This is a genomic window from Thalassolituus sp. ST750PaO-4 (assembly GCF_020320405.1).
Lineage (GTDB): Bacteria > Pseudomonadota > Gammaproteobacteria > Pseudomonadales > Oceanobacteraceae > Venatoribacter > Venatoribacter alkanivorans.
This window is the reverse complement of the sequence record NZ_JABVCB010000012.1, coordinates 463,674-489,731: the sequence shown is the minus strand read 5'-3', so window position 1 is coordinate 489,731 and position 26,058 is coordinate 463,674. Positions and strand designations below refer to the sequence as shown.

The 26,058-nt window shown below is 54.1% G+C and carries 26 protein-coding genes and 1 other RNA gene; 17 read left to right on the top strand and 10 right to left on the bottom strand.

Annotation, left to right across the window (positions count from 1 at the left end):
• Nucleotides 1-210: 210 nt before the first annotated feature.
• From HUF18_RS15400 to HUF18_RS15380, 5 genes are all read right to left on the bottom strand, one after another.
• Nucleotides 211-384 carry a DUF1289 domain-containing protein gene (locus HUF18_RS15400; RefSeq protein ID WP_225692802.1) on the bottom strand — a complete coding sequence of 58 codons (174 nt, stop codon included), beginning with the start codon at nt 382-384 and terminating at the stop codon, nt 211-213.
• A gap of 67 nt (nt 385-451) precedes the next feature.
• Nucleotides 452-1,744: a GGDEF domain-containing protein gene (locus tag HUF18_RS15395; RefSeq protein WP_225692801.1), complete on the bottom strand. Its 1,293-nt coding sequence runs from the start codon at nt 1,742-1,744 to the stop codon at nt 452-454.
• 112 nt (nt 1,745-1,856) lie between these two features.
• Nucleotides 1,857-3,134 carry an NAD(P)/FAD-dependent oxidoreductase gene (locus tag HUF18_RS15390; protein ID WP_225692800.1) on the bottom strand — a complete coding sequence of 426 codons (1,278 nt, stop codon included), beginning with the start codon at nt 3,132-3,134 and terminating at the stop codon, nt 1,857-1,859.
• A gap of 74 nt (nt 3,135-3,208) precedes the next feature.
• Nucleotides 3,209-4,039: a monofunctional biosynthetic peptidoglycan transglycosylase gene (gene mtgA, locus HUF18_RS15385; protein WP_225692799.1), complete on the bottom strand. Its 831-nt coding sequence runs from the start codon at nt 4,037-4,039 to the stop codon at nt 3,209-3,211.
• 102 nt (nt 4,040-4,141) lie between these two features.
• Nucleotides 4,142-5,506, bottom strand: coding sequence for an MATE family efflux transporter (locus HUF18_RS15380; protein ID WP_225692798.1), 1,365 nt, complete (start codon nt 5,504-5,506; stop codon nt 4,142-4,144).
• Between the two features lie 166 nt (nt 5,507-5,672).
• On the opposite strand from HUF18_RS15380, the gene HUF18_RS15375 reads away from it, so the two are divergent.
• From HUF18_RS15375 to HUF18_RS15365, 3 genes are all read left to right on the top strand, one after another.
• Complete coding sequence (locus HUF18_RS15375; protein WP_225692797.1) at nt 5,673-6,227, top strand: elongation factor P hydroxylase; 555 nt, start codon at nt 5,673-5,675, stop codon at nt 6,225-6,227.
• A gap of 284 nt (nt 6,228-6,511) precedes the next feature.
• The gene (gene rhlB / locus HUF18_RS15370) at nt 6,512-7,699 is read left to right on the top strand and encodes an ATP-dependent RNA helicase RhlB (protein WP_255449030.1); all 1,188 of its coding nucleotides are present in this window, start codon (nt 6,512-6,514) and stop codon (nt 7,697-7,699) included.
• Nucleotides 7,700-7,860: 161 nt separating this feature from the next.
• A complete protein-coding gene (locus tag HUF18_RS15365) occupies nt 7,861-8,400 on the top strand; it encodes a hypothetical protein (RefSeq protein WP_225692796.1) in 540 nt (179 codons plus the stop codon).
• Here the strand turns inward: HUF18_RS15365 and HUF18_RS15360 are convergent.
• From HUF18_RS15360 to HUF18_RS15350, 3 genes are all read right to left on the bottom strand, one after another.
• Entirely contained in the window at nt 8,318-9,172 is an 855-nt protein-coding gene (locus HUF18_RS15360) for an alpha/beta fold hydrolase (protein WP_145468856.1), read from the bottom strand. The two genes, HUF18_RS15365 and HUF18_RS15360, sit on opposite strands and share 83 nt — an antisense overlap.
• A 14-nt stretch (nt 9,173-9,186) precedes the next feature.
• The gene (locus HUF18_RS15355; protein WP_145468855.1) at nt 9,187-9,897 is read right to left on the bottom strand and encodes a TorF family putative porin; all 711 of its coding nucleotides are present in this window, start codon (nt 9,895-9,897) and stop codon (nt 9,187-9,189) included.
• A gap of 145 nt (nt 9,898-10,042) precedes the next feature.
• Entirely contained in the window at nt 10,043-11,107 is a 1,065-nt protein-coding gene (locus HUF18_RS15350) for a M14 family metallopeptidase (RefSeq protein ID WP_145468854.1), read from the bottom strand.
• A gap of 59 nt (nt 11,108-11,166) precedes the next feature.
• Here HUF18_RS15350 and HUF18_RS15345 point away from each other — a divergent pair, with 59 nt between their 5' ends.
• From HUF18_RS15345 to miaE, 4 genes are all read left to right on the top strand, one after another.
• Nucleotides 11,167-12,999 carry an ABCB family ABC transporter ATP-binding protein/permease gene (locus HUF18_RS15345; protein ID WP_225692795.1) on the top strand — a complete coding sequence of 611 codons (1,833 nt, stop codon included), beginning with the start codon at nt 11,167-11,169 and terminating at the stop codon, nt 12,997-12,999.
• Nucleotides 12,999-13,766: a flap endonuclease Xni gene (gene xni / locus HUF18_RS15340; protein WP_145468852.1), complete on the top strand. Its 768-nt coding sequence runs from the start codon at nt 12,999-13,001 to the stop codon at nt 13,764-13,766. Before HUF18_RS15345 ends, xni begins: the two co-directional genes overlap by 1 nt.
• A gap of 141 nt (nt 13,767-13,907) precedes the next feature.
• Nucleotides 13,908-14,324, top strand: coding sequence for an acyl-CoA thioesterase (locus HUF18_RS15335; RefSeq protein WP_145468851.1), 417 nt, complete (start codon nt 13,908-13,910; stop codon nt 14,322-14,324).
• Nucleotides 14,321-14,938 (top strand): tRNA-(ms[2]io[6]A)-hydroxylase, encoded by a 618-nt coding sequence (gene miaE, locus HUF18_RS15330; protein WP_225692794.1) that lies wholly within the window; start codon nt 14,321-14,323, stop codon nt 14,936-14,938. The genes HUF18_RS15335 and miaE overlap by 4 nt, the downstream gene beginning before the upstream one ends.
• Here miaE and HUF18_RS15325 read toward each other — a convergent pair whose 3' ends face one another.
• On the bottom strand, nt 14,939-15,121 hold the full coding sequence (locus tag HUF18_RS15325; RefSeq protein ID WP_145468850.1) for a hypothetical protein: 183 nt from the start codon (nt 15,119-15,121) through the stop codon (nt 14,939-14,941).
• A gap of 271 nt (nt 15,122-15,392) precedes the next feature.
• On the opposite strand from HUF18_RS15325, the gene HUF18_RS15320 reads away from it, so the two are divergent.
• The 5 genes from HUF18_RS15320 (at nt 15,393) to HUF18_RS15300 (ending at nt 19,923) form a co-directional block, all read left to right on the top strand.
• Complete coding sequence (locus tag HUF18_RS15320; protein WP_225692793.1) at nt 15,393-16,268, top strand: alpha/beta fold hydrolase; 876 nt, start codon at nt 15,393-15,395, stop codon at nt 16,266-16,268.
• A 96-nt stretch (nt 16,269-16,364) separates the two neighbouring features.
• Complete coding sequence (locus HUF18_RS15315; RefSeq protein WP_145468848.1) at nt 16,365-16,829, top strand: DMP19 family protein; 465 nt, start codon at nt 16,365-16,367, stop codon at nt 16,827-16,829.
• 62 nt (nt 16,830-16,891) lie between these two features.
• Nucleotides 16,892-17,254 carry a diacylglycerol kinase family protein gene (locus tag HUF18_RS15310; protein WP_225692792.1) on the top strand — a complete coding sequence of 121 codons (363 nt, stop codon included), beginning with the start codon at nt 16,892-16,894 and terminating at the stop codon, nt 17,252-17,254.
• Nucleotides 17,255-17,344: 90 nt separating this feature from the next.
• The gene (locus HUF18_RS15305) at nt 17,345-17,905 is read left to right on the top strand and encodes a chalcone isomerase family protein (protein WP_225692791.1); all 561 of its coding nucleotides are present in this window, start codon (nt 17,345-17,347) and stop codon (nt 17,903-17,905) included.
• A gap of 386 nt (nt 17,906-18,291) precedes the next feature.
• Nucleotides 18,292-19,923: a response regulator gene (locus HUF18_RS15300; protein WP_225692790.1), complete on the top strand. Its 1,632-nt coding sequence runs from the start codon at nt 18,292-18,294 to the stop codon at nt 19,921-19,923.
• 14 nt (nt 19,924-19,937) lie between these two features.
• Here the strand turns inward: HUF18_RS15300 and HUF18_RS15295 are convergent, their stop codons facing one another.
• Complete coding sequence (locus HUF18_RS15295; protein ID WP_225692789.1) at nt 19,938-22,328, bottom strand: Lon protease family protein; 2,391 nt, start codon at nt 22,326-22,328, stop codon at nt 19,938-19,940.
• 130 nt (nt 22,329-22,458) lie between these two features.
• On the opposite strand from HUF18_RS15295, the gene ybfE reads away from it, so the two are divergent.
• The 5 genes from ybfE to HUF18_RS15270 all read left to right on the top strand — a co-directional run bounded on the left by ybfE (nt 22,459) and on the right by HUF18_RS15270 (nt 26,058).
• The gene (gene ybfE, locus HUF18_RS15290; protein WP_225692788.1) at nt 22,459-22,728 is read left to right on the top strand and encodes a LexA regulated protein; all 270 of its coding nucleotides are present in this window, start codon (nt 22,459-22,461) and stop codon (nt 22,726-22,728) included.
• Nucleotides 22,729-22,846: 118 nt separating this feature from the next.
• A complete protein-coding gene (locus HUF18_RS15285; protein WP_225692787.1) occupies nt 22,847-23,413 on the top strand; it encodes a hypothetical protein in 567 nt (188 codons plus the stop codon).
• An 83-nt stretch (nt 23,414-23,496) separates the two neighbouring features.
• An RNA gene (gene ffs / locus HUF18_RS15280) (signal recognition particle sRNA small type) lies at nt 23,497-23,593 on the top strand.
• Nucleotides 23,594-23,675: 82 nt separating this feature from the next.
• On the top strand, nt 23,676-25,709 hold the full coding sequence (gene dnaX / locus HUF18_RS15275; protein ID WP_225692786.1) for a DNA polymerase III subunit gamma/tau: 2,034 nt from the start codon (nt 23,676-23,678) through the stop codon (nt 25,707-25,709).
• A gap of 22 nt (nt 25,710-25,731) precedes the next feature.
• On the top strand, nt 25,732-26,058 hold the full coding sequence (locus tag HUF18_RS15270; protein WP_145468840.1) for a YbaB/EbfC family nucleoid-associated protein: 327 nt from the start codon (nt 25,732-25,734) through the stop codon (nt 26,056-26,058).

Here is a 26,058-nt window from a genome sequence, read left to right as displayed (position 1 = left end):
TGCTAACAATGGGCTGAGCCCATCTGCAGCCGAAGAATTACTTAAGACCGTGTCCGGAATTAGTTGACCACTACAAAGTTCCCCTGGGAGGCATTGGACCTGGATGTTAAAAAATGCTGTTTTTGTCAACTATGATGCTGATTAAAAACTGTGGGACAGCAGTGGGGTGCTTTTCTCTTTTTTGTCTCATTTTCTCGTTTTAATTTCTTTTTATTTTACTGATTTCTGTTTCCGTTCTGCGCAATTGCGCAGAATCATTTGCTTTTCTTCCGCACTGGCCGATTGCCAAAAAAGAATTTCACGCAGTGAACGGTAACAGCCCAGACAAATGTCCTGATCATTAAGGCAACAGTTACGGGTGCAGGGTGAAGCACTGTCTTGCATAAATCCTCCCTGTGCCTGTTGGGGCCTGTTTAGTTAGTGTTATCAGACCCTGGCTTAACTCCTGTCATTACTCATCGCCGGAGGCCAGTTGGACACCGTTTTTGCCAGCGTGCTTTACCCGGTACATGGCTTTGTCGGCCTTATTGATCAGTGTTTTCAGATCTTGTCCGTGTTGCGGATAAAGGGCGATACCCACGCTGGCGCCGATTGTAATATTGCCTTGTTGGGTCACTATGGGTTCCGCCAGAACTTTAATAATTTTCTCGGCAAAGAGGATGGCATCATCGGCGCTTTTTACATCAAGTTGCAGGGCGACAAATTCATCGCCGCCAAAACGGGCAAGCAGATCGGAAGCGCGCAGTTTATCTTTCAGACGTTGCGCCACATCTTTCAGTACCTGATCGCCGGTTTCGTGGCCATAGCTGTCGTTGACGTTTTTAAAGCCGTCGAGGTCGATAAACATCACCGCCAGTTTTTCCTTCATCCGCTTGGCATGGGTGAGTTGTGCGCGGGCCATATCCTGAAATAAATGTAAGGTCGGCAGTCCGGTCAGAGCCTCGTAGTAGGCCATCTGCTGCAATTTTTCCTGCGCCTCACGGGCATCCTGCAGGGCTTTATGCAGTGAGGTAACATCGTATTCCGACATCAGGATCAGGAAATCACCACTCAGCGGGTGGCGGGTAATGCGGATATCCAGCGTATGGTCGCGCAGTCCGGCAGAGGTTTGCATGCGGTGTGTCCAGCGGCCGCCCCGTTCGGCGATGGCTTTTTCCAGACAACGGGCGCCTTCTGCCGGGTCGGCAAAACGTGCAGAAAATTCCGTAATACCATCCGTCAGTGCCGCTGTATTAATCTGTTTATAGGCCTCCGTTGCTGCCGGGTTTTCGATTACCATGGCGCCGTCAAAGGTAAAGCTTGTGACCAGTACATTGGTGTAACGCATGGCTTCGACCAGCAGCAGATTTTCCGGTGTTTCGCCCAGATTCACTTCTTCGTTGATATAGGCAATGATGCCCCGATGTTTTTGCGGGCCGAGCAACACGGCGCGGTGCATCATATGCAGGGTTTTTGGCTTGCCGTTAGGGTAGGTGGTCCAGGGATCGATGGTCAGCCCCTGACGGGCCGCCAGTTCGAAGGTCTGTGCGGTGCGGTCTTTGGCACCCTGGGTGTCACCGGACAGATCTTTATTAATCAGTTCGTCGACGGTCTTCAGCCCCCAGAAATCAATGGCCGCCTGATTGCCCCACCACCAGCCGTGACGGTCGAGATCAAAAATCCAGACAACATTGGGGATCAGCTCATACAGGCGCAGTTCGTCGTGACTCTGAATATGCACCAGATGGCTGTAGCTGTTTTCCATTCAACGGGTCCTGTGTTGTGGTGTCGTGTCGTGCTGTATTGGTTGCGCTCTTTTATCTTCAAACTTTAGCATTGGTTGCTGTGGAGAGAAGCCCCGGCGTTATCTTTCCGCATTATTCGCTGTGGCTGGCAAGCCAGTTGCAGACACCATCACCGGCACGCTTACCACTGGCAAAACAGGCCGTTAATAAATATCCACCGGTCGGCGCTTCCCAGTCGAGCATTTCCCCGGCAACAAAGACACCGGGCAGGGCGTTCAGCATCAGATCTTCATTAACGGCGTTTTGTGTAACACCTCCGGCACTGCTGATGGCTTCGGCGATAGGGCGTGTGGACGTCGGGCAGGGCAACGGCATGGACTTTAAGGCGCTGGCGACAGCCTGATGATCGTGCAGATCAAGCTCCGGGCAGCACTCCTTCAGTAATGCATTGGTGATTGCTGGCAGGTTCAGTTTTTTACGCAATACATTGGCGAAACTCATGCCTTTGCGTGGTTGTTGCAGTTTACTGACGATCTGCTCGTGGCTGTTCTGTGGCAGCCAGTCGAGCCAGAGCTGCGCCGGCTTCTCTGATTGCTTGCTCAGCATCAGGTCACGCAGCGGGGCACTCAGGGCATAGACCAGACTGCCTTCGATACCGTACTGACTGACGATAAACTCGCCTTTGCGCGTCCACTGCTGGCCATGGATATCGGTCAGCGATAAGGCAATGTTTTTTAGTGGCGTGCCGCCAAAGCGCTCGCGGATAAAGTCGCTCCAGGGCAACTCGAAACCACAGTTGCTGGGCAGTAGCGGTGCAATGCTGACGCCCTGTTGTGTCAGCAGACTGTACCACTGACCGTCGGAGCCAAGACGCGGCCAGCTTGCGCCACCTAAGGCCAGTACCACCGCATCGAACTGCTCGCGTTTTTCACCGTCAGGCGTGCTGAAACACCAGATTTGTTTGCCGTTTTCCATCTGCCAGCCCTGCCAGCGATGACGCGGATGAATACTGACGCCCTGGCTGCGCAGACGGTGCAGCCAGGCGCGTAACAGCGGGGCGGCTTTCATATCTTTGGGGAACACGCGGTTGGAGGTGCCGACAAAGGTTTCGATGCCCAGCTCATGAATCCAGCTGCGCAGATTATCCGGGGTAAAATCATCCAGCATCGGCCGCAGCCAGTGGCTGGCGTTGCCGTAACGGCTGACAAAATCTGCGTAATCTTCGGCGTGGGTAATGTTCATACCGCCGACACCGGCGAGCAGGAATTTGCGCGCCACACTGGGCATGGCATCAAACACCTCAACGGCCAGACCCTGGCGGGCTATGCGTTCGGCGGCCATCAGACCGGCAGGGCCGGCACCGATCACGGCAATGCGCGGTGAGGCAGAAGATGAAATGCTGATGCTCATGGTAATCCGGACTGTGTGGGCGGGCAGAAAAACCGGCAGTTTATCATGTTGGCTGTGGATTACTGCAGTCAGGCTCAGTCGTCTGGCAGCCCCGCATAACGCCAGCTGCGGAAGTCGTCGTACTGCTCGCTGCTGATGTAATCCTTAAAGCGCATATCGCGCAGAATACGCTGCATTTTTTTACGCAGGCTCGGAGACCAGTTGCCGTTTTGCACCAGTGTGTAGTGATAGCGCCGTGGCGATGGCAGCAGCAGAGCGAGAAAGGCGCCTTCGGCAGCGTTCAGTTCGGCGGCGGGTTTGCGGAAATAGTAATGGCTGGCTGCGGCGATGCCATACAGATTAGGGCCGAATTCGGCCATATTCAGGTACAACTCCAGAATCTGATTTTTGCTCAGCGCCTGTTCCAGATGGCGGGTAGCAACCAGCTCCTGAAATTTGCGTGTCAGGGTTTTCTGATTGTCGAAAAACAGGTTTTTAGTGGTCTGCTGGCTGATGGTGCTGGCGCCGTATTTCCATTCGCGCTGTTTGATATTTTCGCCCAGTGCGGCGAGGAGGGCGTCATAATCGATGCCCTGATGGCTGAAAAAATCGGCATCCTCGCTCAGTACCACGGCATACACCAGATTGCGGCTGATGGCATCCAGTGGCAGCCATTGCGGGGTAATCACGTCAATGCCGCTGGCCTGTTCAAGGCGTTGCTCTGTACGGTTGATGGCCTGTTGCTGCAGGCTCTTCATATTAAGCTGCGCAGCGTCCGGCACATCCTGTAACAGCCAGTTGAGCCAGGCGACAGAAGATAACAGCAGCAGCCAGAACAGCGCCCCGGTCAGCAATAATAAACGTCTCAGCCAGCGGCGCGGATAGTTAAACCAATAGCTAAGTCTGTACTTCAGCGAATAAGACAACCTGCGGCTCCTGTGTGGCGGATTTCAGGTCGTCATGTCGTAACCGCGAGCCCTCAGTCCGCCGGACCGGATATCTGGCCCGGTGTCTGGCTGGGAGTCTGTTTAACTGGCTGGCTGAGTATCGGTTTGCGTATCCGGACGATGACTGACCCTGTACAAACGATAGCCCAATGCGACGGCGGCAGCGCTTAATCCGACCACCAGACCGGTCCAGAAACCTTCGGCTCCCATGCTCATCCTCTCACCGAAGGCGAGCCAGTAACCAAGGCCAAGGCCGATCAGCCAGTAAGCAACAAAGGTAATCAGCATCACGGCGACGGTATCTTTATACCCGCGCAGAGCACCGGCTGCAGCAACCTGGATCGCATCCGATAACTGAAAAACTGCGGCAAATAACAGCAGACCAGCGGCGGTAGAGACTACGGCCGGGTCTGGCGAGTAGAGGCGGGCGATACTGGCAGCAAACAGCACCATCACGCTGGCGTTAAACATCGAAATTCCAAGATTCAGACCGATGCCAATCCAGGCGGTGCGCCGCGCCAGAACATACTGGCCGGAACCCAGCCAGTGGCCCACGCGTACGGTTAAGGCCATGCCCAGACTGAGCGGAATCATAAAGGTCAGCGACGACAGGTTCAGCGCCACCTGATGGCCGGCAACAATGGTCGGGCCCAGCTCGGTCAGGAACAGGGCAATCACGGAGAACAGACTGACTTCAAAGAAGATCGCCACGCCAATGGGTACGCCAATCTGCAGCATTTCTTTTACCTGAGCCTTCACCGGGCGCAGCACATGGCGCCACAGAGGGTATTCTGCCGGTAAGCGCTTCTTACGGGTGTTGCGTGCCATGGCGATGGCCATGCCGGCAAAGATCAGGCTGGAACCGATACCACAGCCCACGCCACCCAGTTCCGGCATGCCAAACAGGCCGTAAACAAAGATGGCATTAACCGGTACGTTCATCAGCAAGCCGGTCAACATGATGCGGGTGACCTGCCCCGGCTCGTTCAGTGCTTCGGCGTAAAAACGGTAGGCCAGAAACACGCCGGCGCCGGGCATGCCAAAGGCGATCGCCAGGGTGTATTCCGCGGCAATACGTGCAGTAACTGGATCATCCACCAGCAGCGGCAGGGCGGAAGAGCCGGCTCCGAGCAACAGACCCGCCAGGCTGCCCAGTACAATTCCCACCCACAGCGCCGCGGCCAGCAGATTGGGCAGTTCGTCGTTACGGCGCGCGGCGTTCAGGCCGGAAGCGAGCGGAGATAAGGCCACCAGAACGCCGGCGAGAAACAGCCAGGTGGGCAGCCACAGGCTGGTGCCAATGGCGACGGCGGCCAGATCGCGGGTGCTGACATAGCCGGACATCAGGGTGTCAACGGTCCCCATGCCGATCTGCGCCAGCTGGGTGGCCAGAATAGGAAAAGTCAGTTTAAGCAGGGCTCTTATTTCTTGAGCTTTGAACGTCATGCCGGTAGTGTCCGTGCGCAGCTCAGGGTTCTGAGCAGGCAATAGGGTCGCAGGGGACAACAGCGCTGGCTGCGAATACAAAAATGCACTGTTGAGAAGCTGCGCATTTTGCCCTGAAAGTGCGGTACAGACCAGTGCTGTTCTGTGAATACATTGTTATTGGTTTATGGCGATTCCACTCGATATCAACGATCTGATGCGGCTGTTTAACGGTCTGTTTCAGGAGACAGAAAATACCCTGCTGATGGCTGGTGACGACGAACCGGTTTATCTGCCGGCCGATGACCAGCATGCGCAGCACCGGCTGATCTTTGCCCATGGTTTTTATGAGTCGGCGCTGCATGAAATCAGCCACTGGTGTATTGCCGGGCCGGAGCGGCGCAAACAGGTCGATTTTGGCTACTGGTATGAACCGGATGGCCGCAGCGCACAGCAGCAGCGCGCCTTTGAGCAGGTGGAGGTAAAACCTCAGGCGGTGGAGTGGATTCTGTCGGAGGCCTGTGGCCGGCGCTTTTATGTCAGCACCGACAACCTGAATGGTGATCCCGCCGCAGTAGAATCCGGGCTTGCGCGTTTTCGCCAGGCCGTCTGGGTCCAGGCCTGTCATTACCTCGAGCATGGCCTGCCACCACGGGCAGAAGTATTAAAAAAGGCGCTGTTAGATTATTATCAGCGCCAGTCACTATTTGGTGTGCACTTGTTTGCACCGGAACGAATTTAGAAGCGGAGTAGCTTTTGTTAAAGAAATTTTTGCAGGCCGTAACCGGTAAGAAACAACCGGCCGGAAAACAGGGATCGGGCAGTAAGCCCGCAACGCAGGGCCGGGGGGCGAAAAAGCCCGCGGATCTCAGCGCAAAAGACAATAAAAACGCCAAGCGTGGCGGTAAAAAAAGCAATCAGCCAGCCAAAGACACCCACAAGGCGGCCCATCTGCCTCACCATGGCGGTCAGGCGGACAACAAAAAGTCCCAGACGCGCGGTAAGCACGACCAGCAGCGCCCGGCCATTGACGATACACCATGGTCCATCGATGACTTCAAAGTAGACGTTGACCCGGCTAAAACCCGTTTCCACGATCTGGATCTGCCGGATTCCGTGATGCGCGGCATTCATGCGCTGGGCTTCCAGTACTGCACCCCGATTCAGGCGGAAAGTCTGCCAGCCGCTTTACGTGGCCGCGATACCATCGGACAGGCGCAGACCGGTACCGGTAAATCGGCGGCGTTTCTGCTCACCATTCTCAACCGCTTGCTCACCGTTAAGCCGGAAGAGCGTTTTGCCAGCGAGCCCCGTGCCCTGGTAATCGCGCCGACCCGTGAACTGGTAATGCAGATAGGTAAAGACGCGGAAGGTCTGGCGAAATACACCGGCCTGAACGTTGTAACCATCGTTGGTGGTATGGACTACGAGAAGCAACGTGCACAGCTGCGTAACCATGTGGTCGATGTTCTGGTCGCAACGCCGGGCCGTCTGATTGACTTTATGCGCAGTCAGGATGTGTTCCTCGATCAGGTCGAAGTGCTGGTGCTGGACGAAGCCGACCGTATGCTTGATATGGGCTTTATTCCGGATGTGCGCCGTATTGTCCGCGCCACGCCCACCAAAGATCAGCGTCAGACGCTGCTGTACTCAGCCACCTTCAACTACGATGTGCGCATCCTGATTGATCAGTGGACCACGGACCCGCTGGAAGTGGTGATTGAGCCTGAACAGGTCGCGACCGATCGGGTGGAACAACGCTGCTATCTGGTTGCTGAGAGCGACAAATACAAACAACTGGAACGCGTGCTGGCCGACGAAAAACCGGAGCGTTGTATTATCTTCGCCAACCGTCGTGACCTGACCCGTAATCTGTGTGACAAACTCAACAAAAACGGCCATGTGGCGGTGCTGTTGTCGGGTGAAGTGGCGCAGGAAAAACGTATCCGAACACTGGAACGTTTCCGTTCCGGCCACGTTCGCATTCTGGTGGCAACGGATGTTGCCGGTCGCGGTATCCACGTTGACGGCGTCAGCCATGTGATCAACTACACCCTGCCTGAAGATCCAGAAGATTACGTGCACCGTATCGGCCGTACCGGGCGTGCCGGGGCAAAAGGGGTGTCGGTCAGCTTTATTTCCGAAGATGATGCGTTCGTACTGCCGGATCTGGAGAAATATCTGGGCACCAAGCTGGAACTGACGCAGCCCTGAACCGTTGCACTGTGGCATCGGACGGATGCTGCAGGATGGCTGTCAAAGGGTAGATTGAACCGTTATTGAACAGGAGTTGCTGGCGGATGCTGTTGCCGTTCACTCTGTTGTCCCGGTCAGGCCGGGGCAACTCCTCCCCCCGGCGGGGCGCAGAAAGCGGGATGGTCTTTCTGCCACGTTTTGCCACGCTGTTTGCACTTCTGTTTTGGCAGTTGCTGGTTACTCCGGCGACTGTTGCTGAAACGGTCACGTCTGAAATGGTCAGCGCTGAAACCGCGAATCAGGCCGCTCAGGTAACGCCTGAGTGGGTCGAGCGTTATCTCTATACCCGCAACTCGGCCTTGCTTGATGACAGCCCGAACGATCACGTTATGTCGTTTTATTACTTTGGCCGGCTGGATCAGCGCACGCTGATTGGCCTTGAGCGGGTGCGCGGTGATGATTACGAGCAGTTTTTCAGCCTGCTGGTGTTCGAAGGTTCAGAACTTCTGGGGTACTACCGCAACGTACTGAGTTTTCCATCAGGCGTTGCCGATAACGGCGAGGTGCAGTTCCCGCGTGGGGTCGATGTTCATTTACAGGGCAGTGATGCTTTGCTGAACATCACTGCGCCCGTGTTCAGTGGCTTATGTCAGCGACAGCGGGGCGCGGAAGCTGAGACGGATCTTTGTGTGCCATGGATGTCTGCTCGTTCGCAATAATCTGCTGAATTAACCAATCCGGATCATCCATCGGCAGGTCGTGCCCCGCCCTGGGATGGCTGAGCAGATTTTTCTGCCAGCGTTCGGCAATGCGGCGTGTACAGGCTGCATCTACCAGACGGTCGGCCAGACTGTTATAGAAAAAAGCATCCTGCAGTGGCGCCTGAGCCGGGCCGTGGAAGTGGCTGGCGGCCAGTAACTGGGCAAGGCCGTTGCGTAATGACAGCGGATGAGCGGCGGCATAATCACACCACAGCGGCAGCAGGCATTCGCTGTCTTTCATATTCAGCGTCCACTTCAGAATGGCGGCTTCAAGCTTGTCTGAACTGCGTAAACTGCGCAGAAATCCTAATAATGGCCGGATTTTCATCCGCTGCCAGGGCGTCGAAAAATTACTGAAACTGGTATTAATCAGGTGCAGGCGGGCGACTTCCTGCGGATAGCAGCGTGCCCATTCGCTGGCGATCATCGCGCCCATCGAAATGGCGACAAGAACCCGCGGACGGGTATTGTCCGGACTGAGTTTCTGCACCTGATGGCGGATATCGAGCATCATATTATGAATGCTGAAGGGGGTTTTATCGCGGAAGCGCTCGCCATTACCTGCCAGCTCCGGCAGCAGTAATGCCGATGGTGCCAGTTGCTGCTGTTGTAATTGGCTGAGCAACTGGTCGGGAAAGGCACCCCAGTGAAAGCGGCTGCGGATCAGGCCGCGGATCAGTACCCATTCGGGCTGGGATTGTTGAGTGTCCTGCTGAGCATCCATGCGCATATCAGGTTATTCCGTTACCAGAAGTTGAAATAGCGGTGCACACTGAACTGCAGTGTGGTACCGGCATCGTAATCTGAACTGAGATTGGTGCGGTCGATGCTCAGACGGTAGTCATACGGACCGTAGCTGCGTTCAACGCCGACGCGGAATTGCCAGTAATCATCACTGTGTCCGCCGCCAAAATTAAAGTCGTCGTTGATTTCCAGGTAGCGGTGCTGGGCGGTAAAAAACTCAATCGAAAAGCTATCGGTCTGGATGGTGTAACCCAGTTCCAGACTGCGTTTGGCAAATCCTGAATCCAGATAGGAATCGCTGTGGCGCCAGCCCAGTGTCAGGGCATCGTCGACCAGCAGGCGCAGCGTTCCTTCACTGTAGGCCTGATCCTGAATGCTGGCGTCGCCGGCAAAGGTGTAGCGGGTCGCGGAAATATCCATCGCAATACCATCACTCAGCGGCAGATACAGGCCAGCAAAGGCATCGTGCTCGTAGGTGGCATGATCACCTTTGCGGTCCAGACCAGAAGACCACAGGCCAGTGTAAAAACCGCTGTCATGGCGGAAGGTCAGGCCGCCCTGCAGGGCTGCATTGCCACCGGTCTGACTGACACCATCGCGAACGTATTCTGAAGTCAGACCCAGATTGGCGTTCAGTTCGGCATGGACGGTGGTGGCTGCCAGCATCGTCAGAGCGGCAGAGGCAGTAAGCAGAGGGCGGAATACAGACATGTGACTAGCGCTTTCCGTTAGTGATCAGATAAAGGCCGCTATCATACGATGTTTCTGCGGCGCTGTGATGTGTTTGTGGTGTATTTGCTGGCGTGATACTGGCCGGGCGCTATTTCGGGCAAGCGCCGGGGCTGAAAGTTCCGCTTCAGAGGTTGGGGCCGCTACGGTTGTATGGATACCAGCGGTCGCAGGCACGCTGGTACAGCTGCTGTTTATCGGCAGCGTTGTCAGGTGCCCAGGTGGGCATGCTGCGCACTGCTGACATTAAAAACTCAATCAGAGTGAAATGGCGGCGCAGAATGCGCTGATGGCGGTGCGGCAGAATCGGATTAAACAGGCTGTGGTAACGGAACAGGTGGCGCGGATTTTTTTTCACCCACAGCCAGGAACCCATTTCCAGTGTAAGCGGCAGATAAAGGCCATCAGGTTGCTGTGCCATGTAGTCGTCATACAGGTAATCCCACAGATCGCCATGGGTGGTGTAACTGTGCGCCTGAGGCTCAAACAGGTACATATTATGGCTGGGGTAACTGTGTTCAAACAATTGTGTCAGGGCGCAGGCTTCCGGCAGTCCGGGCCAGGGTTCGGTGCTTTTGGCGTAGGGAAACCAGATGCGGTCTTTGTAGCCAAATCCTGAGTGGCAATCGAGGGTGATGCAGTGTTTCTGATATTTCAGACTGGCGCGGATGCTGTCGATCAGGGCCTGACTCTCTGTCTCCATCGGTTCGCCTTTGCGTCCGCGATACCAGGGCAGGTGACGGCTGATGCGCTGTCCGCCGACCAGAAAGGGTGTGCTGCCAATTGCATCGACCGGCGCATTACGCATTAAATCAACGCCGTTAGGGTTGGCGCGGCTGTTATTCCACATGCCGCCGGGATTCACGATCGGAATAACCACCAGCCGGATCTGGGCCAGCATTTCCATGGCGGTCGGGTCCCAGTCGAGGCGGCGCAGCAGGGTACGTAGGAACGATAAAATCACCTGGCTGCCAATACGTTCGATACCATGTACGCCGCCGATCAGTGCCAGTGTCGGAGCCAGTGGTGTGGTGGCGCCCATTTCCAGCACATAAAACGGCAACCTGAATGAACCCTGTTGGATATGAGCAGGAACGGATACCCGCAGATGATGGCGGCCTTGCTCAATGAGTTGTTCCAGTTCGGTCAGTTCGGGCAGGGCTTTATTAATTTGGTAAATCCGTTGAATCACGTTGGCTGCATCCTTATTCTGCTCAGCCGTCCTCTTTACCAGAATAGAGTAACAATTCGATGAAATCTTCCCAGTCGCTGCCCGATACTCCTCCGGACCGTTACCGCGGCTGGCACTGGGTGAAAACCCTATGGCCGTATCTGATGGAGCATCGCTGGCGCGTTCTTGCTGCTTTGTTGTGTCTGGTGGGGGCGAAGCTGGCCAGTGTGTCGATGCCGTTTCTGCTGAAATATCAGGTCGATCACCTGAGTGCAGTCGACAAACAGGCCATTAATCCGGCGGACTGGTGGTTATGGTTTCCGCTGGCTTTATTGCTGGCCTATGGCGCTGTGCGTTTTTTAAACGTTTTTATGGGCGAAGTGCGCGATTTATTGTTTGGCCGGGTAACCGAGCGGGCCATGCGGCGCATGGCGCTGAAGGTGTTTGAGCATCTGCATACCCTGAGCCTGGAATTTCATTTAAACCGCCAGACCGGCGCATTGCAGCGTGATATTGAGCGTGGCACCAACGGCATCAGTTTTCTGCTGCGCTTTATGATTTTTAATATTATTCCGACCTTCCTCGAGTTGTTTCTGGTAATCGGTTTGTTGCTGGCCAACTACCCGCCGGTGTTCGGCATAATTACCGCTGTGGCGGTCGTGGCTTATGTGGCTTATTCGGTAAAAGTCACAGAGTGGCGTACCCATTATGTGCGTGAAGCCAACCGTATGGATTCCACCACCCATGCCCGCGCCCTAGACAGTCTGCTGAATTATGAAGCGGTCAAATATTTTACCGCCGAGCAGCGTGAAGCTGAGGCTTATGACAGCTCGCTGGCGCAGTGGGAGCAGGCGCGGCGCATGAACCGCTTTTCGCTGTTCAGCCTGAACAGCGGGCAGGCACTGATTGTCAGTGTCGCGATGGGCTCAATGCTGTTATTCGCTGCTTATTACGTACTGATTGGCCGCATGACTCTGGGTGACTTTACTCTGGTGAATGCCTTTATGTTCCAGCTGTTTGTACCGCTGAATTTTCTGGGTTTTGTCTATCGTGAAATCAAAGCGTCGATGGCCAATATCGAGCGTATGTTTGAGCTGCTGGATGAGCAGTCAGCGGTCAAAGATAACGGCACGGGAACCCTGCAGGTTGGTCAGGGTGAAGTGGTATTCCGTAATCTTCAGTTTGCCTACCAGCCGGAGCGGCCTATTTTACGCGGCCTGAATTTAACCCTGGATGCCGGAAAAACACTGGCGGTGGTTGGTTCCAGCGGTGCCGGTAAATCGACCCTGACCAAATTATTATTCCGTTTTTACGATGCACAGCAGGGCGAGATTCTGATTGATGGTCAGCCCATTCAGTCGGTGCCGCAGCAACAATTAAGGCAGGCGCTGGGCATCGTGCCACAGGATACGGTGCTGTTTAACGATACACTGAAAAATAACCTGCTGTACGCCCGCCCCGAGGCAACAGATGCTGAACTTGCCGAGGTGATCCGTATGGCGCATTTGCAGAAACTGGTGAATGAATGCCCGGATGGTATGGATACCGTAGTTGGTGAGCGTGGACTGAAATTGTCCGGCGGTGAAAAACAGCGCATCGCCATTGCCCGTATGCTGCTTAAACGCCCGGCAATTATGGTGTTTGATGAAGCGACTTCGTCGCTCGATTCCCATACCGAACGCGGCATTATGGCCGAAATCCGCGAAGTGGCGCGTGGTCATACGGCACTGATTATTGCTCACCGTTTATCGACGGTCGTTGATGCTGATTGTATTGCGGTGCTGGAGAATGGTCAGGTGGTCGAGCAGGGAACCCACCAGCAATTGCTGGCCGCCGGCTGTGCCTATGCCGCATTGTGGCAGGCGCAACAGCAATCGGATGCTGCTGAGCATGTGGACGCTGAGGAAAAGTAATGCACCTGTTAATTGTTGATGCAATGAACCTGATCCGCCGTATTTATGCGGCGGCGGCCGATACCGAATTACCGCTGGAGGCAACCCGCAGCCGTTGTTTAAGTGCCATTGCGCGTAATGCGGAATACGCCAAGGCTACCCATGTGGCGATGGTATTTGAGCAGAAATGCCAGACCTGGCGTCATGAATTATGGCCGGATTACAAGCTGGGCCGACCACCGATGCCGGAAGCCTTGCAGCACGATCTGGCCGATATGCAGCGTTATTTTCAGCAGTCAGGCGTGTTTTGCCTTGATCTGGCCGGTTGGGAAGGCGATGACGTGATGGCCACTCTGGCGAGTAAAGCTGCTTTTGCCGGTCTGCAGGTGACGATTCTGTCGACCGATAAAGGCTTCTGCCAGCTGGTGAATCCACGCCTGAGTGTACGTAATCATTTTGACCGCTTTACCTGGGATGAGCTGATGGTTGAGCAGAAATTTGGCCTGAAGCCCCAGCAACTGGCCGATTTCTGGGCGCTGACCGGCGACAGTACCAATCATTTGCCCGGTGTGGCGGGTATTGGCCCGAAAACCGCTGGTCATCTGCTGGATCAGTTCGGATCGCTGGATGTGTTGCTGGTGCAGCGTGAGCAGTGTGATACCAAAGTACGTAACGCGCTGAATGAGCATTGGCCGACGGCATTGCTGACGCGGGTTCTGGCAAGGCTGCGAACCGATGTGCCTTTGGGGTTCAACCTGCACGATCTGCGCTGGCAAAGCGGCCGCTGAGACCTCAGATAGCGGGCGGCTAATCCTTGGGCCAAAAGCGCTGGGTCAAAATACGTTGGGCCAAAAAACGTTGGAGCAAGGGCGGCTGGCACTCGGCGGCCCGATTGATTAAAATCGCCGCCTTTTCTGTGAGGACGTTGTATGTCCGTCGATATCAAAGTCCGGGGTTACCACCTCGACATCTACCATCATGTGAACAACGGCCGCTATCTGGAGTTTCTGGAAGAGGGGCGTTGGGATTACTTCGACCGTCATCAGTTTATTCAGCTGTTTGAAGCGCAGAATCTGGCTTTTGTCGTGGCCAATATCAACATCAGTTACCGTCGTCCGGCGTATGCGGGTGAAGTTATCCGTATCAGCACGCGGATGGAAAAAATCGGTAATAAAAGTGCGCAGATGGTGCAGGAAGTACGTTTGCTGGAAAACGGTGAAGCAACCACGCTGATTGCCGATGCGGTGGTCACTTTCTGCCTGATGGATTCGGAAACTCAGAAAGCCGTGCCGATTGAAGGCAATGCCCGGGCGGTGCTGGAAACCATGATTGAGGATGGTTTATGAGCGTGAAAGATGTATTGGCTGAGATTAATGGCTTTCTCGGGTGTGTAACACCGGATGCCTGGATCGATGAGGCTCTGAATAATCAGGAGACCTTGCTGATTGATCATGCCAACTGTGAAAAAAAAGCCGCCACCACGGCGATGAATCTGCTTTATAAGCACATCGATCGCGAAGATCTGCTGAAAAAAATGAGCCAGCTGGCGCGTGAAGAGCTGCTGCATTTTGAGCAGGTGGTTAACATCATGAAAGACCGTGGCATTGCTTACCGCCATGTATCCTCGTCGCGCTATGCGGCGGGCTTGCGTGAGCAGGTGCGCAAGGGTGGAATCAATGAACTGGTGGATGTGCTGATTGTCGGCGCCTTTATCGAAGCCCGTTCCTGTGAGCGTTTTGCCAAGCTGGCGCCGTTTCTGGATGACGTGCTGGCAAAATTTTACCGCTCACTGTTGCGCTCTGAAGGCCGTCATTATCAGGATTACCTGGCGCTGGCTGCACAGTATGCGGATGGACCCATTGCTGAGCGGGTGGCGGAATTCCGTGAGTTCGAGCGTGAACTGATCGAATCCCCCGATGCTGAATTCCGCTTTCACAGCGGTGTGCCTGTGGCGGCTTAATCAGCCGTCACTGCTGGCACGGATGATTTTGCGGCAAACGTCGGCAATATTGCTGTACTCCTCTGCGTTAATAGCGCCGGCGTCCAGGTCACGGCGCGCCTGATCCAGGCGGGCTTCGGCATCTTTCAGGTCGGTATAGCGGCGGTTTGCTTCCAGTGCGTTAAGAACAGTACGTGCGGTCATGATCTTCTCCCCGTTTGTTCTGCTTTTCCAAGCCTAGGAAATAATCAGCAGGAGTGGAATCTGTCGGAAGTATTATTCTGTTCCTGCCGCTTCAATGCGGACAAATACCGGTCGATATGGCGTTTTTTACATTATTGCTGGCAGTTATGCCCGATGCTGGCTTTTGTGTCGTGCTGATATAAAGGTTTTTTATCACCGGGCGCAGCCGTTACTATAGGCGCCGCTATTTTTCTCTCAGAGTTGTTACCAGTTTATGTCTGTTGAATCGAACATGTTCAGTACATTGACCTCATGGTGGGATGGGCAGAGCCGTGATCTGCATGGTCTTCAGCGCGAGGGGGCAGATGGGGCGCCGTTGCTGCACTTTCTGCATGGTAATGGTTTCAGTGCTCATACGCTGGTGCCTATGGCGGATACACTACCGTCGGACTGGAATCTGTTGCTGACTGATGTGCCGGGGCACGGTGGCTCGCAACAGCCGGCGCATCATATGCCGGACTGGCTGCGTATGGCACGCCGGGTTGGTGATGCTCTGGAAGTGCGTAATGGTGGCCGTAAGGCCATTGGTATCGGCCACTCAATGGGTGGGGTTATGACGCTGATGCTGGCGGCTGAGCGCCCGCATCTGTTTGAGCGCATCATTCTGCTTGACCCGGTATTGTTCTCCGCTGAGATTCTGCTGTTTCAGCGTCTGGCCCGTAAAACCGGCTTATGGAAGCGCGGTGCTCTGGTGAAAGCCGTGCAGGGGCGCCGTTCGGTCTGGCCGGATGCGGCCAGTCTGCGTCAGGATCTGCAGCGTAAGTCTTTGTACCGTAACTGGGATGCTGCAGCACTCGAAGGTTTTATTCTGGGAGCAACGAAACCGACCTCAGAAGGGCTTGAACTGGCCTGTAATCCCGCCTGGGAGGCCGCCATCTTTGGTTCTTATCCGCGAGGGTTGTGGCAGGCCGTGCACCGGGTGAGGGTGCCGGTGGATATTCTGGTGGCTGCTGACAGCTATCCGTTTATTCTTAAGTCGGCGCGCAAAGCTGCTAAAGCCAATCAGCATATCCGCTTTGAAATGGCGCCGGGCAGCCACTGCTTCCCAATGGAACAGCCTGAACAGACGGCTCTGCGGATTAAAGAATTGTTGGCCATAAACCCCTGAAAGTGGTTGTCTCTTAAAACCTTTGTCAAATAAATAAGGGTAAGCTATTGTGGCTTAACCATTTGACCTAATAAAAGAGAACTACGAGTAGGATTTATGAACATGGAGATTCAGGCAGCGCTTGATGTTGCCGATGAAACTGATTCATTTCTTCAGATTACCGACGTCATTTACGACAAGGAAGCTGAGTCAGGATTTGAAGCGCTGACGGATGCAGAGAAAACCGTTTTTTGTATCGATAACCTGTTAAAGGAAATGGAAAACGGTGGCTTCGTTCAGTTTATCCACCACGACGTAGGAGCGTATGCAGAGGAAACTCTCGAAGCGCTGGAGAAAATCAAAGCAAAGGGAACATACACCCTGCTGGAGCGTTTGATTGCTTTATTTGATGGGAAAAAAATCCCGAAAGATGAAGACGAGCGTATTCAGATGTTCGATCATATTGAAAGCGAATACGCTGATGATATCGCCGAACTTGATGACCGCTTTTATGATGTGGGCGAGAATCTGGTTGGGCTGACGCTGCTGTTTGTCAGTAAAAATCTCAAAGAGTTTCGCTGAACTCAAAGCCGGTGATCTTTTGCCGGCTTTTTTATTTCCCTGATCAGTGGATGTGGGCTGCTATGATCCGATGGCTTGTCCGGCGCCGGCAGAGCTTTGGTTATGCTTTTTCCGGTCTGGTCTATATGCTGCGTACTCAGCCACATGCGCAGGTTCATCTGCTGGCCGTAGTCGTGGTTGTGTCAGCGGGCTGCCTGACTGGTCTGGCGCCGGCAGAGTGGGTTGTGCTTATTTTGTCGATGGCTCTGGTGTTGTCACTTGAAGCCATGAATACGGCGCTGGAATCACTGGCTGATGCGCTCCATCCTTCCCATCATCCTCTGGTTGGCAAAGCCAAAGATCTGGCCGCAGCTGCGGTACTGGTATCAGCATTGGCATCTGTTATTATCGGCACGCTGATTTTTATTCCGCACTGGCTGTCGTGATATCAGAAATGCGGGTATTTGCATCTGAAGTACGGCCAATAAAAAACGTCAGTTAACTATTAATAAAAACAAGTACTAAGGAATTCTCCCATGATGCGTATCTTACTGGGCCTCACGCTGGCTCTCGGCCTGATATTCAATGCGAACGCCAGACAGTTAGAAGGTGCTGAAATAGCTGAGCAGCTGACCCTTAACGGTCAGGAGCTGACTCTCAATGGTGCTGGTGTCCGTTCAAAATTCTTTCTTGATGTATACGTTGCGGCACTGTACCTCGGCAATAAAAGCAATGATGCCGCGGCAATTATCGCTGCCGATGAGCCAATGGCCATTCGTCTGCATATTGTGTCCGGTATGATCAACAGCAAGCGTATGTCGGAATCCACCCGTGACGGCTTTGTACGTTCAACCGGCGGCAACCTTGCACCTATTGAAAGTGATGTGGAAGAGCTGATCAAGGCGTTCCGTGATGAGGTAAAAGAAGGCGATGTTTATGAGCTGGCTTATACCCCGGAAAGCGGTGTAACCGTTTATCGTAACGGTGAAGAGAAATCGAATGTTAAGGGGCTTAAGTTCAAACAGGCTCTGTTTGGTATCTGGCTGTCTGAAGATCCGATCCAGAAATCTCTGAAAAAGAGCATGATTAACGGCTGATACGCCGGGCATAAAAAAAACGGGCTGCGGCCCGTTTTTTTATGCCTGTGTATTCATCAGGGCAGCGGCTTTTGTGTTCGTGGTGTGGTTTGGCGGTGTTTGGTCAAATAAGGACAGTTTGTTCTTTTTATGCGGAAAATCCGGATAATTTGTCTGCTCTGTATTGGGCAGCATGAAAGGCGAATGTAAATTTGTCCGCAAATGTTGCAGTGATATCAATATTCGGGAATATAGCCCCGGCTTTTTTGTCTGACTGGCAGCATCTGGCTCTGGTGCTTGTCTTGCTGCGGTCTTGGCTTATCGGCCGGATGTTGCTTAACTCTGTTATATACCTCAAGGACGTAAACGGTTGCTGAACTTAATTATCATTCCCGGTGGGGCTGGCTGTGAGTAATAACGAAGCAGCTTCTTCACCTGTGTCGGTCGACAGCTTCCTGCCTGAGCGGATTGTTCTGCTTGTGGTTGATGATGATGAAGCCGTGTTGCAGGTTACCCGCCTCGTACTTTCCCGTTTTCGCTATAAAGATCGCCCGCTGGAAATACTGGAAGCCTGTAGCGCAGCTCAGGCTTCGGAGCTTCTGGCTCTGCGTCCTGATGTCGCAGTGATTTTACTGGACGTGGTGATGGAGAGTGATGATGCCGGTCTGCGTCTGGTCGGGCATATCCGTAATCAGTTGAATAATCATCGTATCCGAATTCTCTTGCGTACAGGTCAGGCTGGGTATGCGCCTGAGCGACAGGTGGTGCAGGATTATGACATTAACGATTATCTGGTTAAATCCGATGCTACTCAGGGGCGGATGTTTTTATCGCTGACGGCGGCTATTCGCAGTTACAGCGATATTCTGCGCGCAGAAGAATTGGCGCGGCGTGTTGCTGATGCCGAACATCAGCGTCGGCTTGCTGATCAGGCTTCGCTGGCAAAGACGGATTTTCTTGCGCATATGAGCCATGAAATCCGCACTCCGCTGAATGGTGTTGCTGGTATTGTTGAATTGTTGTCTGCAACAGACTTGTCGGCAGAGCAGGCAGAGCTGTTGCAGGATCTGCGTTATGTCAGTTCAGCACTGCTGGATATTGTGAACGATGTACTGGATGTTGCCAAAATAGAGGCCGGTAAGCTGGAACTGAATGTTCACGACTTTAATCTGCCGAAATTACTGGAAAAGGTCAGTGCTATTTTTGCGGCCGGCATGCAGCAGAAATCTATCCGCTTTCAGGTTGAATGCACTGCAGATCTGGTGACCTGGGTGCGCGGTGATGCTCAGCGCATTCAGCAGGTGCTTATTAATTATCTCAGCAATGCTTTTAAATTTACCCCCGAGGGCGGCCGGATTACTCTGCGGATCACCTGTGTGAGCGTTGCCGGTGGGTATGAGCTGACAGCCGAGGTTGAAGATAATGGCAAGGGTATCCGTGCAGAGCGTCTGGCCGATATTTTTAACGCCTATGAGCAGGAAAGTGTTCAGACGGCAAGTCATTACGGCGGCACGGGGCTGGGGCTGAGTTTATCGCGCAGTCTGGCTACGTTAATGGGAGGCAGTGTTGGTGCTGACAGTGAGTTTGGGCATGGCAGCCGTTTCTGGCTGCGTGTACCGTTGCAGTCCGGACATGCTATTGATGATACGGCGGCAGATAATGCCGATCAGAATGGAGCTCTTGCTGGCTGGATGATTCTGGTGGGCGAAGATGATCCGACCAGTCAAAAAATCATCCGCAGGATTCTGGAGCAGGCAGGGGCGCAGGTCGAATTGTTTGCTGATGGTCAGTCGTTATTGGAATCGGGGTTGTATACCTGCGCGGATGTAATTTTGCTTGATTACCATATGCCGCAACTGAATGGTCCGGCCACGGCCAGACGCTTGCGTGAATCTGGTTACAGTAAGCCTTTGCTGGCACTCACTGCAGGTATTGTCGATGCCGAGCGGGAGCAATGTCTGCAGGCGGGTATGGATGATGTGCAGGGTAAGCCACTGGATCGGCAGCGCCTGATCCGGTGGTTATTACAGGCCCGTTAGCGGGCCTGTCTGGTTCAGTCACTCTGACGCTTTTCGCCCATACGGGCAATGGCTTCCAGGCGGGCAATAATGTCACCATTAACGCTGCCGGCCGGAAATTCCCCTTTGCTGTTCATTTTCCCGGCCTTGCGTTTCATCAGGATTTCAATCGCCTGATCGACATGGGTAACGCAGTGAATATGGAAGTTTCCTGCGGCAACGGCTCTGACCACATCGTCATTGAGAATTAAATTCAGGCGGTTGGAGGCGGGAATGATAACCCCCTGATCGCCGTTCAGGCCCCGCGCGGCACAGAGGCGGAAAAAGCCTTCGATCTTTTCATTTACGCCGCCGATGGCCTGGACTTCGCCATATTGGTTGACCGAACCGGTAATGGCGTAACTCTGTTCAATCGGAGAGTGAATCAGTGCTGAAATAAGACAGCACAGTTCGCCCAGTGAGGCGCTGTCGCCGTCGATGTATCCGTAAGACTGCTCCATGGCGATATGCGCCGAAATGGCCAGTGGGAAGCGCTGGGCGTAACGGTTGCCGAGAAATCCGCTGAGAATCATCACCCCTTTGGAGTGAATTGCCTGGCCGAGAGAGACCTCACGCTCAATATCGACCACGCCTTTGCTGCCCGGATAAACGGTTGCGGTAATACGTGCCGGCGAGCCGAAGCTGGTATCGCCCAATGACATTACGGTTAAGCCATTAATTTTACCGATGGCTTTGCCGCTGGTTTCCAGCAGTACAGTTCCATCAAGCATCTGCTCGAACAGCTTGTCATAAACCCGTCCGGTGCGTTCAAACTTAGCCGCCAGTGCACGATCAATATGGTCAGCGCAAATCAGTTCGTCCTGAGCCAGTTGGCGAATAAAGTCGGCTTCAGCAAGCAGGTCGAATTGCTCACCAATGCGGGCGCTGAGAACATCCTGCTGCTCTGCCAGGCGTGCACTGTAACGGACCATGCGTACCACGGCGCTCTGATCCAGATCGGCATAACCCTGTTCTTCGATGCGGCTCTTCAGCAGGCGGGCATAAGCCAGCAGATGGTCATCGTTAAGCGGCAGGTCGCTGTCAAAGTCGACAACGGCACGGAAAAGGCGTTTAAAGTCTTCATCGTATTCCTGCAGCAGGTAATACACCTGGCGGGAGCCGATCAGAACCAGTTTGAAATCCAGCGGAATAACCGCTGGCAGCAGGGTGGTAGTGTTGATCAGACCCATTTCGGAGTAGGGCGACTCCATCTTCAGCTGGCGGGATTGCAGTGCGCGTTTCAGTGCGTCCCAGACCAGAGGTTCAGATAATACCTTTTCCGCATCCAGAATCAGGTAGCCGCCATTGGCTTTGTGCAGTGCGCCGGGGCAGATGCGCTGGTAGTTGGTGACCAGTGCGCCCTGTTCATTGGCGTATTCGATACGGCCAAACAGGTTGGCATAGCTTGGGTGTGGCTCGTAAATGACGGGGGCGCCGCTGTTTTCCACATGATGCGTGGCAATATTGGGCATCAGCGATTCTTCAAGACTGCTGCGTTTAACGTATTCTTCACGTAATTCCAGCAGGCGTTCCTCGACCAGTTCTTCCAGAACCAGTCTGGGCAGGTGTTCTTCCATGTCCTGCAGGTAAGCCAGCAGCTTTTCATGGCCTTCAAAGCGATTGCGGATCGGTTCGATCAGCGGTGTGATCGCATTTTTGATGGTTTCCTGATTCAGCTGGCGCAGGTCATTACTGCTTTCGCGTTTCCATTGGGGCAGTTCGGCCAGCTGATCGCTGAGCATCTGTTCCAGCTCGGCGATGTTGTTATGGAAGCCTTCACGTTCTTCTTCGCTCAGCTGGGCGAATTCGGTTTCGTCGAGTGCTTTGCCTTCGCGCATGGGGGTAAAGCTAATGGCACTGGAGTCTCGGTAAACCGCGACGCCACGCTTATGTGCCTCGCGCTCCACATGCTCAATGGCTTTGTCATAGCGCCGGTTGAAAACGTAATCAATGGCCGATTTTTTCTGCTGATAGGTCGGGTGTTCAAGAGCGGCCGGAAAGGTGGCCAGCAGCTGATCAATCAGTTCGCTGATCTGCTGGCGGAATATACCGGCCTCCTGAGGCAGCATTTCTACGGCCTGAGGCTCCCGCGGGTTGCGGAAATTATTAACGTAGCACCAGACGCTGGGTGTCGCCTGACGTTTTGCTTCGCTCTTCAGGTAATCGCGTACATAGGATGAGCGGCCGGTGCCGGTCTCACCCATCACAAAAATATTGTAGCCCGGGCGCTGCATCGCAACGCCAAACTGAATCGCATTGACCGCTCTGTCTTGTCCAAGAACCCCCTGAAAGGTTTCCAGCTCGCGGGTGTCGGCAAAGGTCAGGGCAGATGGGTTGATGCTTTGTGTCAGGGCGGAAGCGTTAACAGCAGTTTGGGATTTGGCCATTCGGAGTCGTCAATATCGGCGGATAAAGGCGGTACAGTATTGAGAACAGCGGTGCTTGGCAAGTCGGCCGGCGTTGCAATTCTGCCGTCGCTGGTGATAATTGCGCCGCTTTGACTATCGCGGGGGATGCATGTCCGTTCAGCCAGAAGACAGAACTACTATTGATATGTTTGCCCCCGGTCGTCCGGGCCGGCCACGCAGTAACCCGTATGAGCGCTCGCAGCAGTGTCGGTTTAACAAAAGGACTCAGCGCCAGCGTGACAAAGAGCGCGGTCTGCACCGGCTGGAGGTGAAGCTCGATGCGCAGGTGGTTGGGCGGCTGGATGAGGTTTGCGCAGAGCTGAATCTGGCAAGGGCGGATGTTCTGGAGCTGGCGCTGAAGCATTGGCTGCATTTGTGATTTTTCAGTCTTAAGCGGTATTTGCCGTTGTGGCGCAGCTGGTCAATTGCATTACTGTTCCTTTGTTCACTAAACTGAACTCATACCAACGGATACGTATTAACGAAAGGATATCGTTGTGCATGGAATGCGAACAGGCATTATCGGCCTGACCCTTCTTTTATCACTGACCGCCTGCGTAAGTGGTGGTCAGGCAAAGACGTCTGCTGCCATGACTGATGCGCCAGCACCTGGCGATCTGAATCAATCAGCTGGCATGCTGAGTCTCAATCCTGTGCCGCTCTATGGCATGCCGGAGTTGTCATTGGGTGCGGAGTGGCAGAGTGGCAATGATCCGCTGCTGCAATTATGTGATCTCCGCAAGCGTCAGCTCGACGCAGACAAACCATTGGTGCTTTATCTTGATGGTGAACATGAAATATTAACGCTGCAGCGTTCAGATGCGGTTGCCGGCGCTTCTTGCGGCTATTTTGTGACTACGCCGGATCAGCTGGACCGCATTGCCAGTCGTCAGACGGTTATGCTGCGGGTTTACTTTGCCGGTCAAACTGTTGAGCAGCGTATTTCGGGAACTATGTCGGATTATTTCTCACGCCCGAAAATGCTGGGGCCACAGCAGCGGCTGAAGCGTTTTGTTGATGCATTGCAGGATTTAAATCTCAGCAGTGCGCTGGTCGATGGCTGAAAATCAGATAACTGCTTGATATCTCAATGAGTTTTCGCTAATGTGCCGCCACCTGATGTTCATCGGGTCGTTATGGTGGCCTCTGCTGGTCCCCTCGCAACGATACGCCGCGAACCCCGCCAGGCCCGGAAGGGAGCAACGGTAGTGGCTGACTCGTGTGCCGGGGTGTGGCTGGTAGAGGTCATCTCCAAATTCTCCTGACTTTCCCCTCCTTACAAGGTATTATGCGCCTCATTGCGTAATCTCTGGTGCTGGAAAATTCATGAGTTATCAAGTACTTGCTCGAAAGTGGCGACCACGTTTCTTTGATGAAATGGTGGGGCAGGAGCATGTGCTGAAAGCACTCATTAACGCCCTTAATGAACAACGCCTGCATCATGCCTATCTGTTTACCGGTACTCGCGGGGTCGGTAAAACGACCATTGCCCGGATTCTTGCCAAATGCCTTAATTGCGAGCAGGGCATCAGTGCGCGTCCCTGTGGTGAGTGCAGTGCCTGCCGTGAAATTGCCGAAGGTCGCTTTGTTGACCTGATTGAAGTCGATGCCGCATCGCGTACCAAAGTCGAAGACACCCGTGAACTTCTTGATAACGTTCAGTATGCGCCAAGCCGTGGCCGCTTTAAGGTTTACCTGATCGACGAAGTGCACATGCTGTCCACGCACAGCTTTAATGCCCTGCTTAAAACGCTGGAAGAGCCTCCGGCGCATGTGAAGTTTCTGCTGGCAACCACTGATCCGCAAAAACTGCCGGTGACCGTGTTGTCACGCTGTCTGCAGTTCAGTCTGAAAAATATGACGCCTGAGCGCATTGTCTCTTATCTGGGTAAGGTGCTTGAGGCCGAAAAGATCGGCTATGAAGAACCTGCTCTGTGGCAGCTTGGCCGTGCGGCGCAGGGCAGTATGCGTGATGCGCTCAGTCTGACTGATCAGGCAATTGCCTATGGTGAAGGTCTGGTGGGAGAGGCTCAGGTTAATGCCATGCTCGGCACCATGGACCGGGGCCGTCTGTTTAAAATGGCTGAGGTTATGGCCAGAGCCGATGCTGCGGAGGTCATGAACGAAGTCGCGGCCATGGCTGAGCATGGTCCGGATTACGATGAAGTTCTGCAGGGGCTACTGACCATATGGCATCGCGCAGCTCTGGGGCAGGTCGTTCCTGATGCTATCGAGAATTCTCAGGGGGATCGTGAGGCGATTCTGCAACTGGCAATGGCCATGCAGCCGGAAGATTTACAGCTGTATTATCAGATTGCCCTGAATGGCCGTGCTGATCTTGCACTGGCACCGGATCCGCGTCAGGGCTTTGAAATGATTCTGCTGCGCATGCTGGCTTTCCGCCCGGCGCCTGCGGCTCCGCTGGAGCTGGATCTGGATCTGGAATCGGCACTGCAAAAAAAAAAGCGTCTCAGCTCTGACTCCCTGAGCAATCTCTCTTCAGATGTGGCTGAAGCTCCCACAGTTGTCTCAGCGACACCGGCCGAACCTGTCGAGCCTACTCCTGCAGACGTTCCTGATATCTCAACCGTTTCCGCTTTGGCTGATGAGCTGTCATCTGATGACGGAGTTTCGGCGGATATCGAAGCGCCAGATCATGCAATAAATGCATTAGCGGACAGCATCGCAGGCGAAGCGCTTGTTGATGCGTCTGCTGATGTGCCTGAAGCCGGAATAACGGAGCAGGCTGCCGGATTTGCAACGAACGACCAATTGCTGGTTTCCGAACAAATGGTTTCCGGGAGCGACAACAATGCTGCTATTGCTGATCTGCCTGCTGACCGTCAGCAGTACACTCAGACAGCAGCTTTAGCAGAAGAGCATCTCCCACCGGCTGTGGCGGTTGTTGAGCCCACGCCGGAACCTGAATCCTTACCTGCAGACGAGCCGGTTGCCCCGGTTTCTCAGGATGATACTGCACCAACGCCTTACACCTGGTGGCAATGGGTGAATAAACTGAAACTGGCCGGTCTGCCGATGGCAATTGCCCGTAACAGTGCTTTGGTGCAGGTGGATGGTGATCGTTATATTTTTGATGTTGACCCTGTTCAGGGCGCATTATTCAACGATGGGCAGCGTTTACGGATTCAGGACGCGATGCGCGAATGGCTGCCTCAGGCTGTGGTCGAAATGACGCTGCAGCTGCCGCGCGGAGAAACCCCGGAGCAGCGCCGTCAGCGTGAAGCGGCTGAAGCCCATTACGGGGCCAAGCAGGCAATTGAAGCCGATCCGCTGGTGCAGCGGGTCCTGGCAGAATTTGGTGGGTTTGTCGTAGACGACAGTATCCGCCCGGTAAGTTAAATACAGATATTGGAGAATCATTATGATCAAAGGCGGAATGGGCAATCTGATGAAGCAGGCCCAGAAAATGCAGGAACAACTGCAACAGGCTCAGGCTAAGCTGGCTGATGCAGAAGTAACCGGTGAGTCTGGTGCCGGTCTGGTTAAAGTGACCATGAATGGCCGTCATGATGTTAAGCGTGTTGAGCTGGATGACTCCATCATGGAAGAAGACAAAGAAATGCTGGAAGACCTGCTGGCGGCGGCGGTGAATGATGCCGTGCGCAAAATTGAACAGCAGAATCAGGAACAGATGGGCAAGCTGACAGCAGGAATGGGTCTGCCTGCAGGTATGAAATTGCCATTCTGA

Coding starts and splice junctions, on each gene's coding strand:
- HUF18_RS15400 (WP_225692802.1), bottom strand. CDS start 384: ATGCAAGACAGTGCTTCACCCTGCACCCGTAACTGTTGCCTTAATGAT.
- HUF18_RS15395 (WP_225692801.1), bottom strand. CDS start 1,744: ATGGAAAACAGCTACAGCCATCTGGTGCATATTCAGAGTCACGACGAA.
- HUF18_RS15390 (WP_225692800.1), bottom strand. CDS start 3,134: ATGAGCATCAGCATTTCATCTTCTGCCTCACCGCGCATTGCCGTGATC.
- HUF18_RS15380 (WP_225692798.1), bottom strand. CDS start 5,506: ATGACGTTCAAAGCTCAAGAAATAAGAGCCCTGCTTAAACTGACTTTT.
- HUF18_RS15375 (WP_225692797.1), top strand. CDS start 5,673: ATGGCGATTCCACTCGATATCAACGATCTGATGCGGCTGTTTAACGGT.
- HUF18_RS15365 (WP_225692796.1), top strand. CDS start 7,861: ATGGTCTTTCTGCCACGTTTTGCCACGCTGTTTGCACTTCTGTTTTGG.
- HUF18_RS15360 (WP_145468856.1), bottom strand. CDS start 9,172: ATGCGCATGGATGCTCAGCAGGACACTCAACAATCCCAGCCCGAATGG.
- HUF18_RS15355 (WP_145468855.1), bottom strand. CDS start 9,897: ATGTCTGTATTCCGCCCTCTGCTTACTGCCTCTGCCGCTCTGACGATG.
- HUF18_RS15345 (WP_225692795.1), top strand. CDS start 11,167: ATGAAATCTTCCCAGTCGCTGCCCGATACTCCTCCGGACCGTTACCGC.
- xni (WP_145468852.1), top strand. CDS start 12,999: ATGCACCTGTTAATTGTTGATGCAATGAACCTGATCCGCCGTATTTAT.
- HUF18_RS15335 (WP_145468851.1), top strand. CDS start 13,908: ATGTCCGTCGATATCAAAGTCCGGGGTTACCACCTCGACATCTACCAT.
- miaE (WP_225692794.1), top strand. CDS start 14,321: ATGAGCGTGAAAGATGTATTGGCTGAGATTAATGGCTTTCTCGGGTGT.
- HUF18_RS15325 (WP_145468850.1), bottom strand. CDS start 15,121: ATGACCGCACGTACTGTTCTTAACGCACTGGAAGCAAACCGCCGCTAT.
- HUF18_RS15320 (WP_225692793.1), top strand. CDS start 15,393: ATGTTCAGTACATTGACCTCATGGTGGGATGGGCAGAGCCGTGATCTG.
- HUF18_RS15315 (WP_145468848.1), top strand. CDS start 16,365: ATGAACATGGAGATTCAGGCAGCGCTTGATGTTGCCGATGAAACTGAT.
- HUF18_RS15310 (WP_225692792.1), top strand. CDS start 16,892: ATGATCCGATGGCTTGTCCGGCGCCGGCAGAGCTTTGGTTATGCTTTT.
- HUF18_RS15305 (WP_225692791.1), top strand. CDS start 17,345: ATGATGCGTATCTTACTGGGCCTCACGCTGGCTCTCGGCCTGATATTC.
- HUF18_RS15295 (WP_225692789.1), bottom strand. CDS start 22,328: ATGGCCAAATCCCAAACTGCTGTTAACGCTTCCGCCCTGACACAAAGC.
- ybfE (WP_225692788.1), top strand. CDS start 22,459: ATGTCCGTTCAGCCAGAAGACAGAACTACTATTGATATGTTTGCCCCC.
- dnaX (WP_225692786.1), top strand. CDS start 23,676: ATGAGTTATCAAGTACTTGCTCGAAAGTGGCGACCACGTTTCTTTGAT.
- HUF18_RS15270 (WP_145468840.1), top strand. CDS start 25,732: ATGATCAAAGGCGGAATGGGCAATCTGATGAAGCAGGCCCAGAAAATG.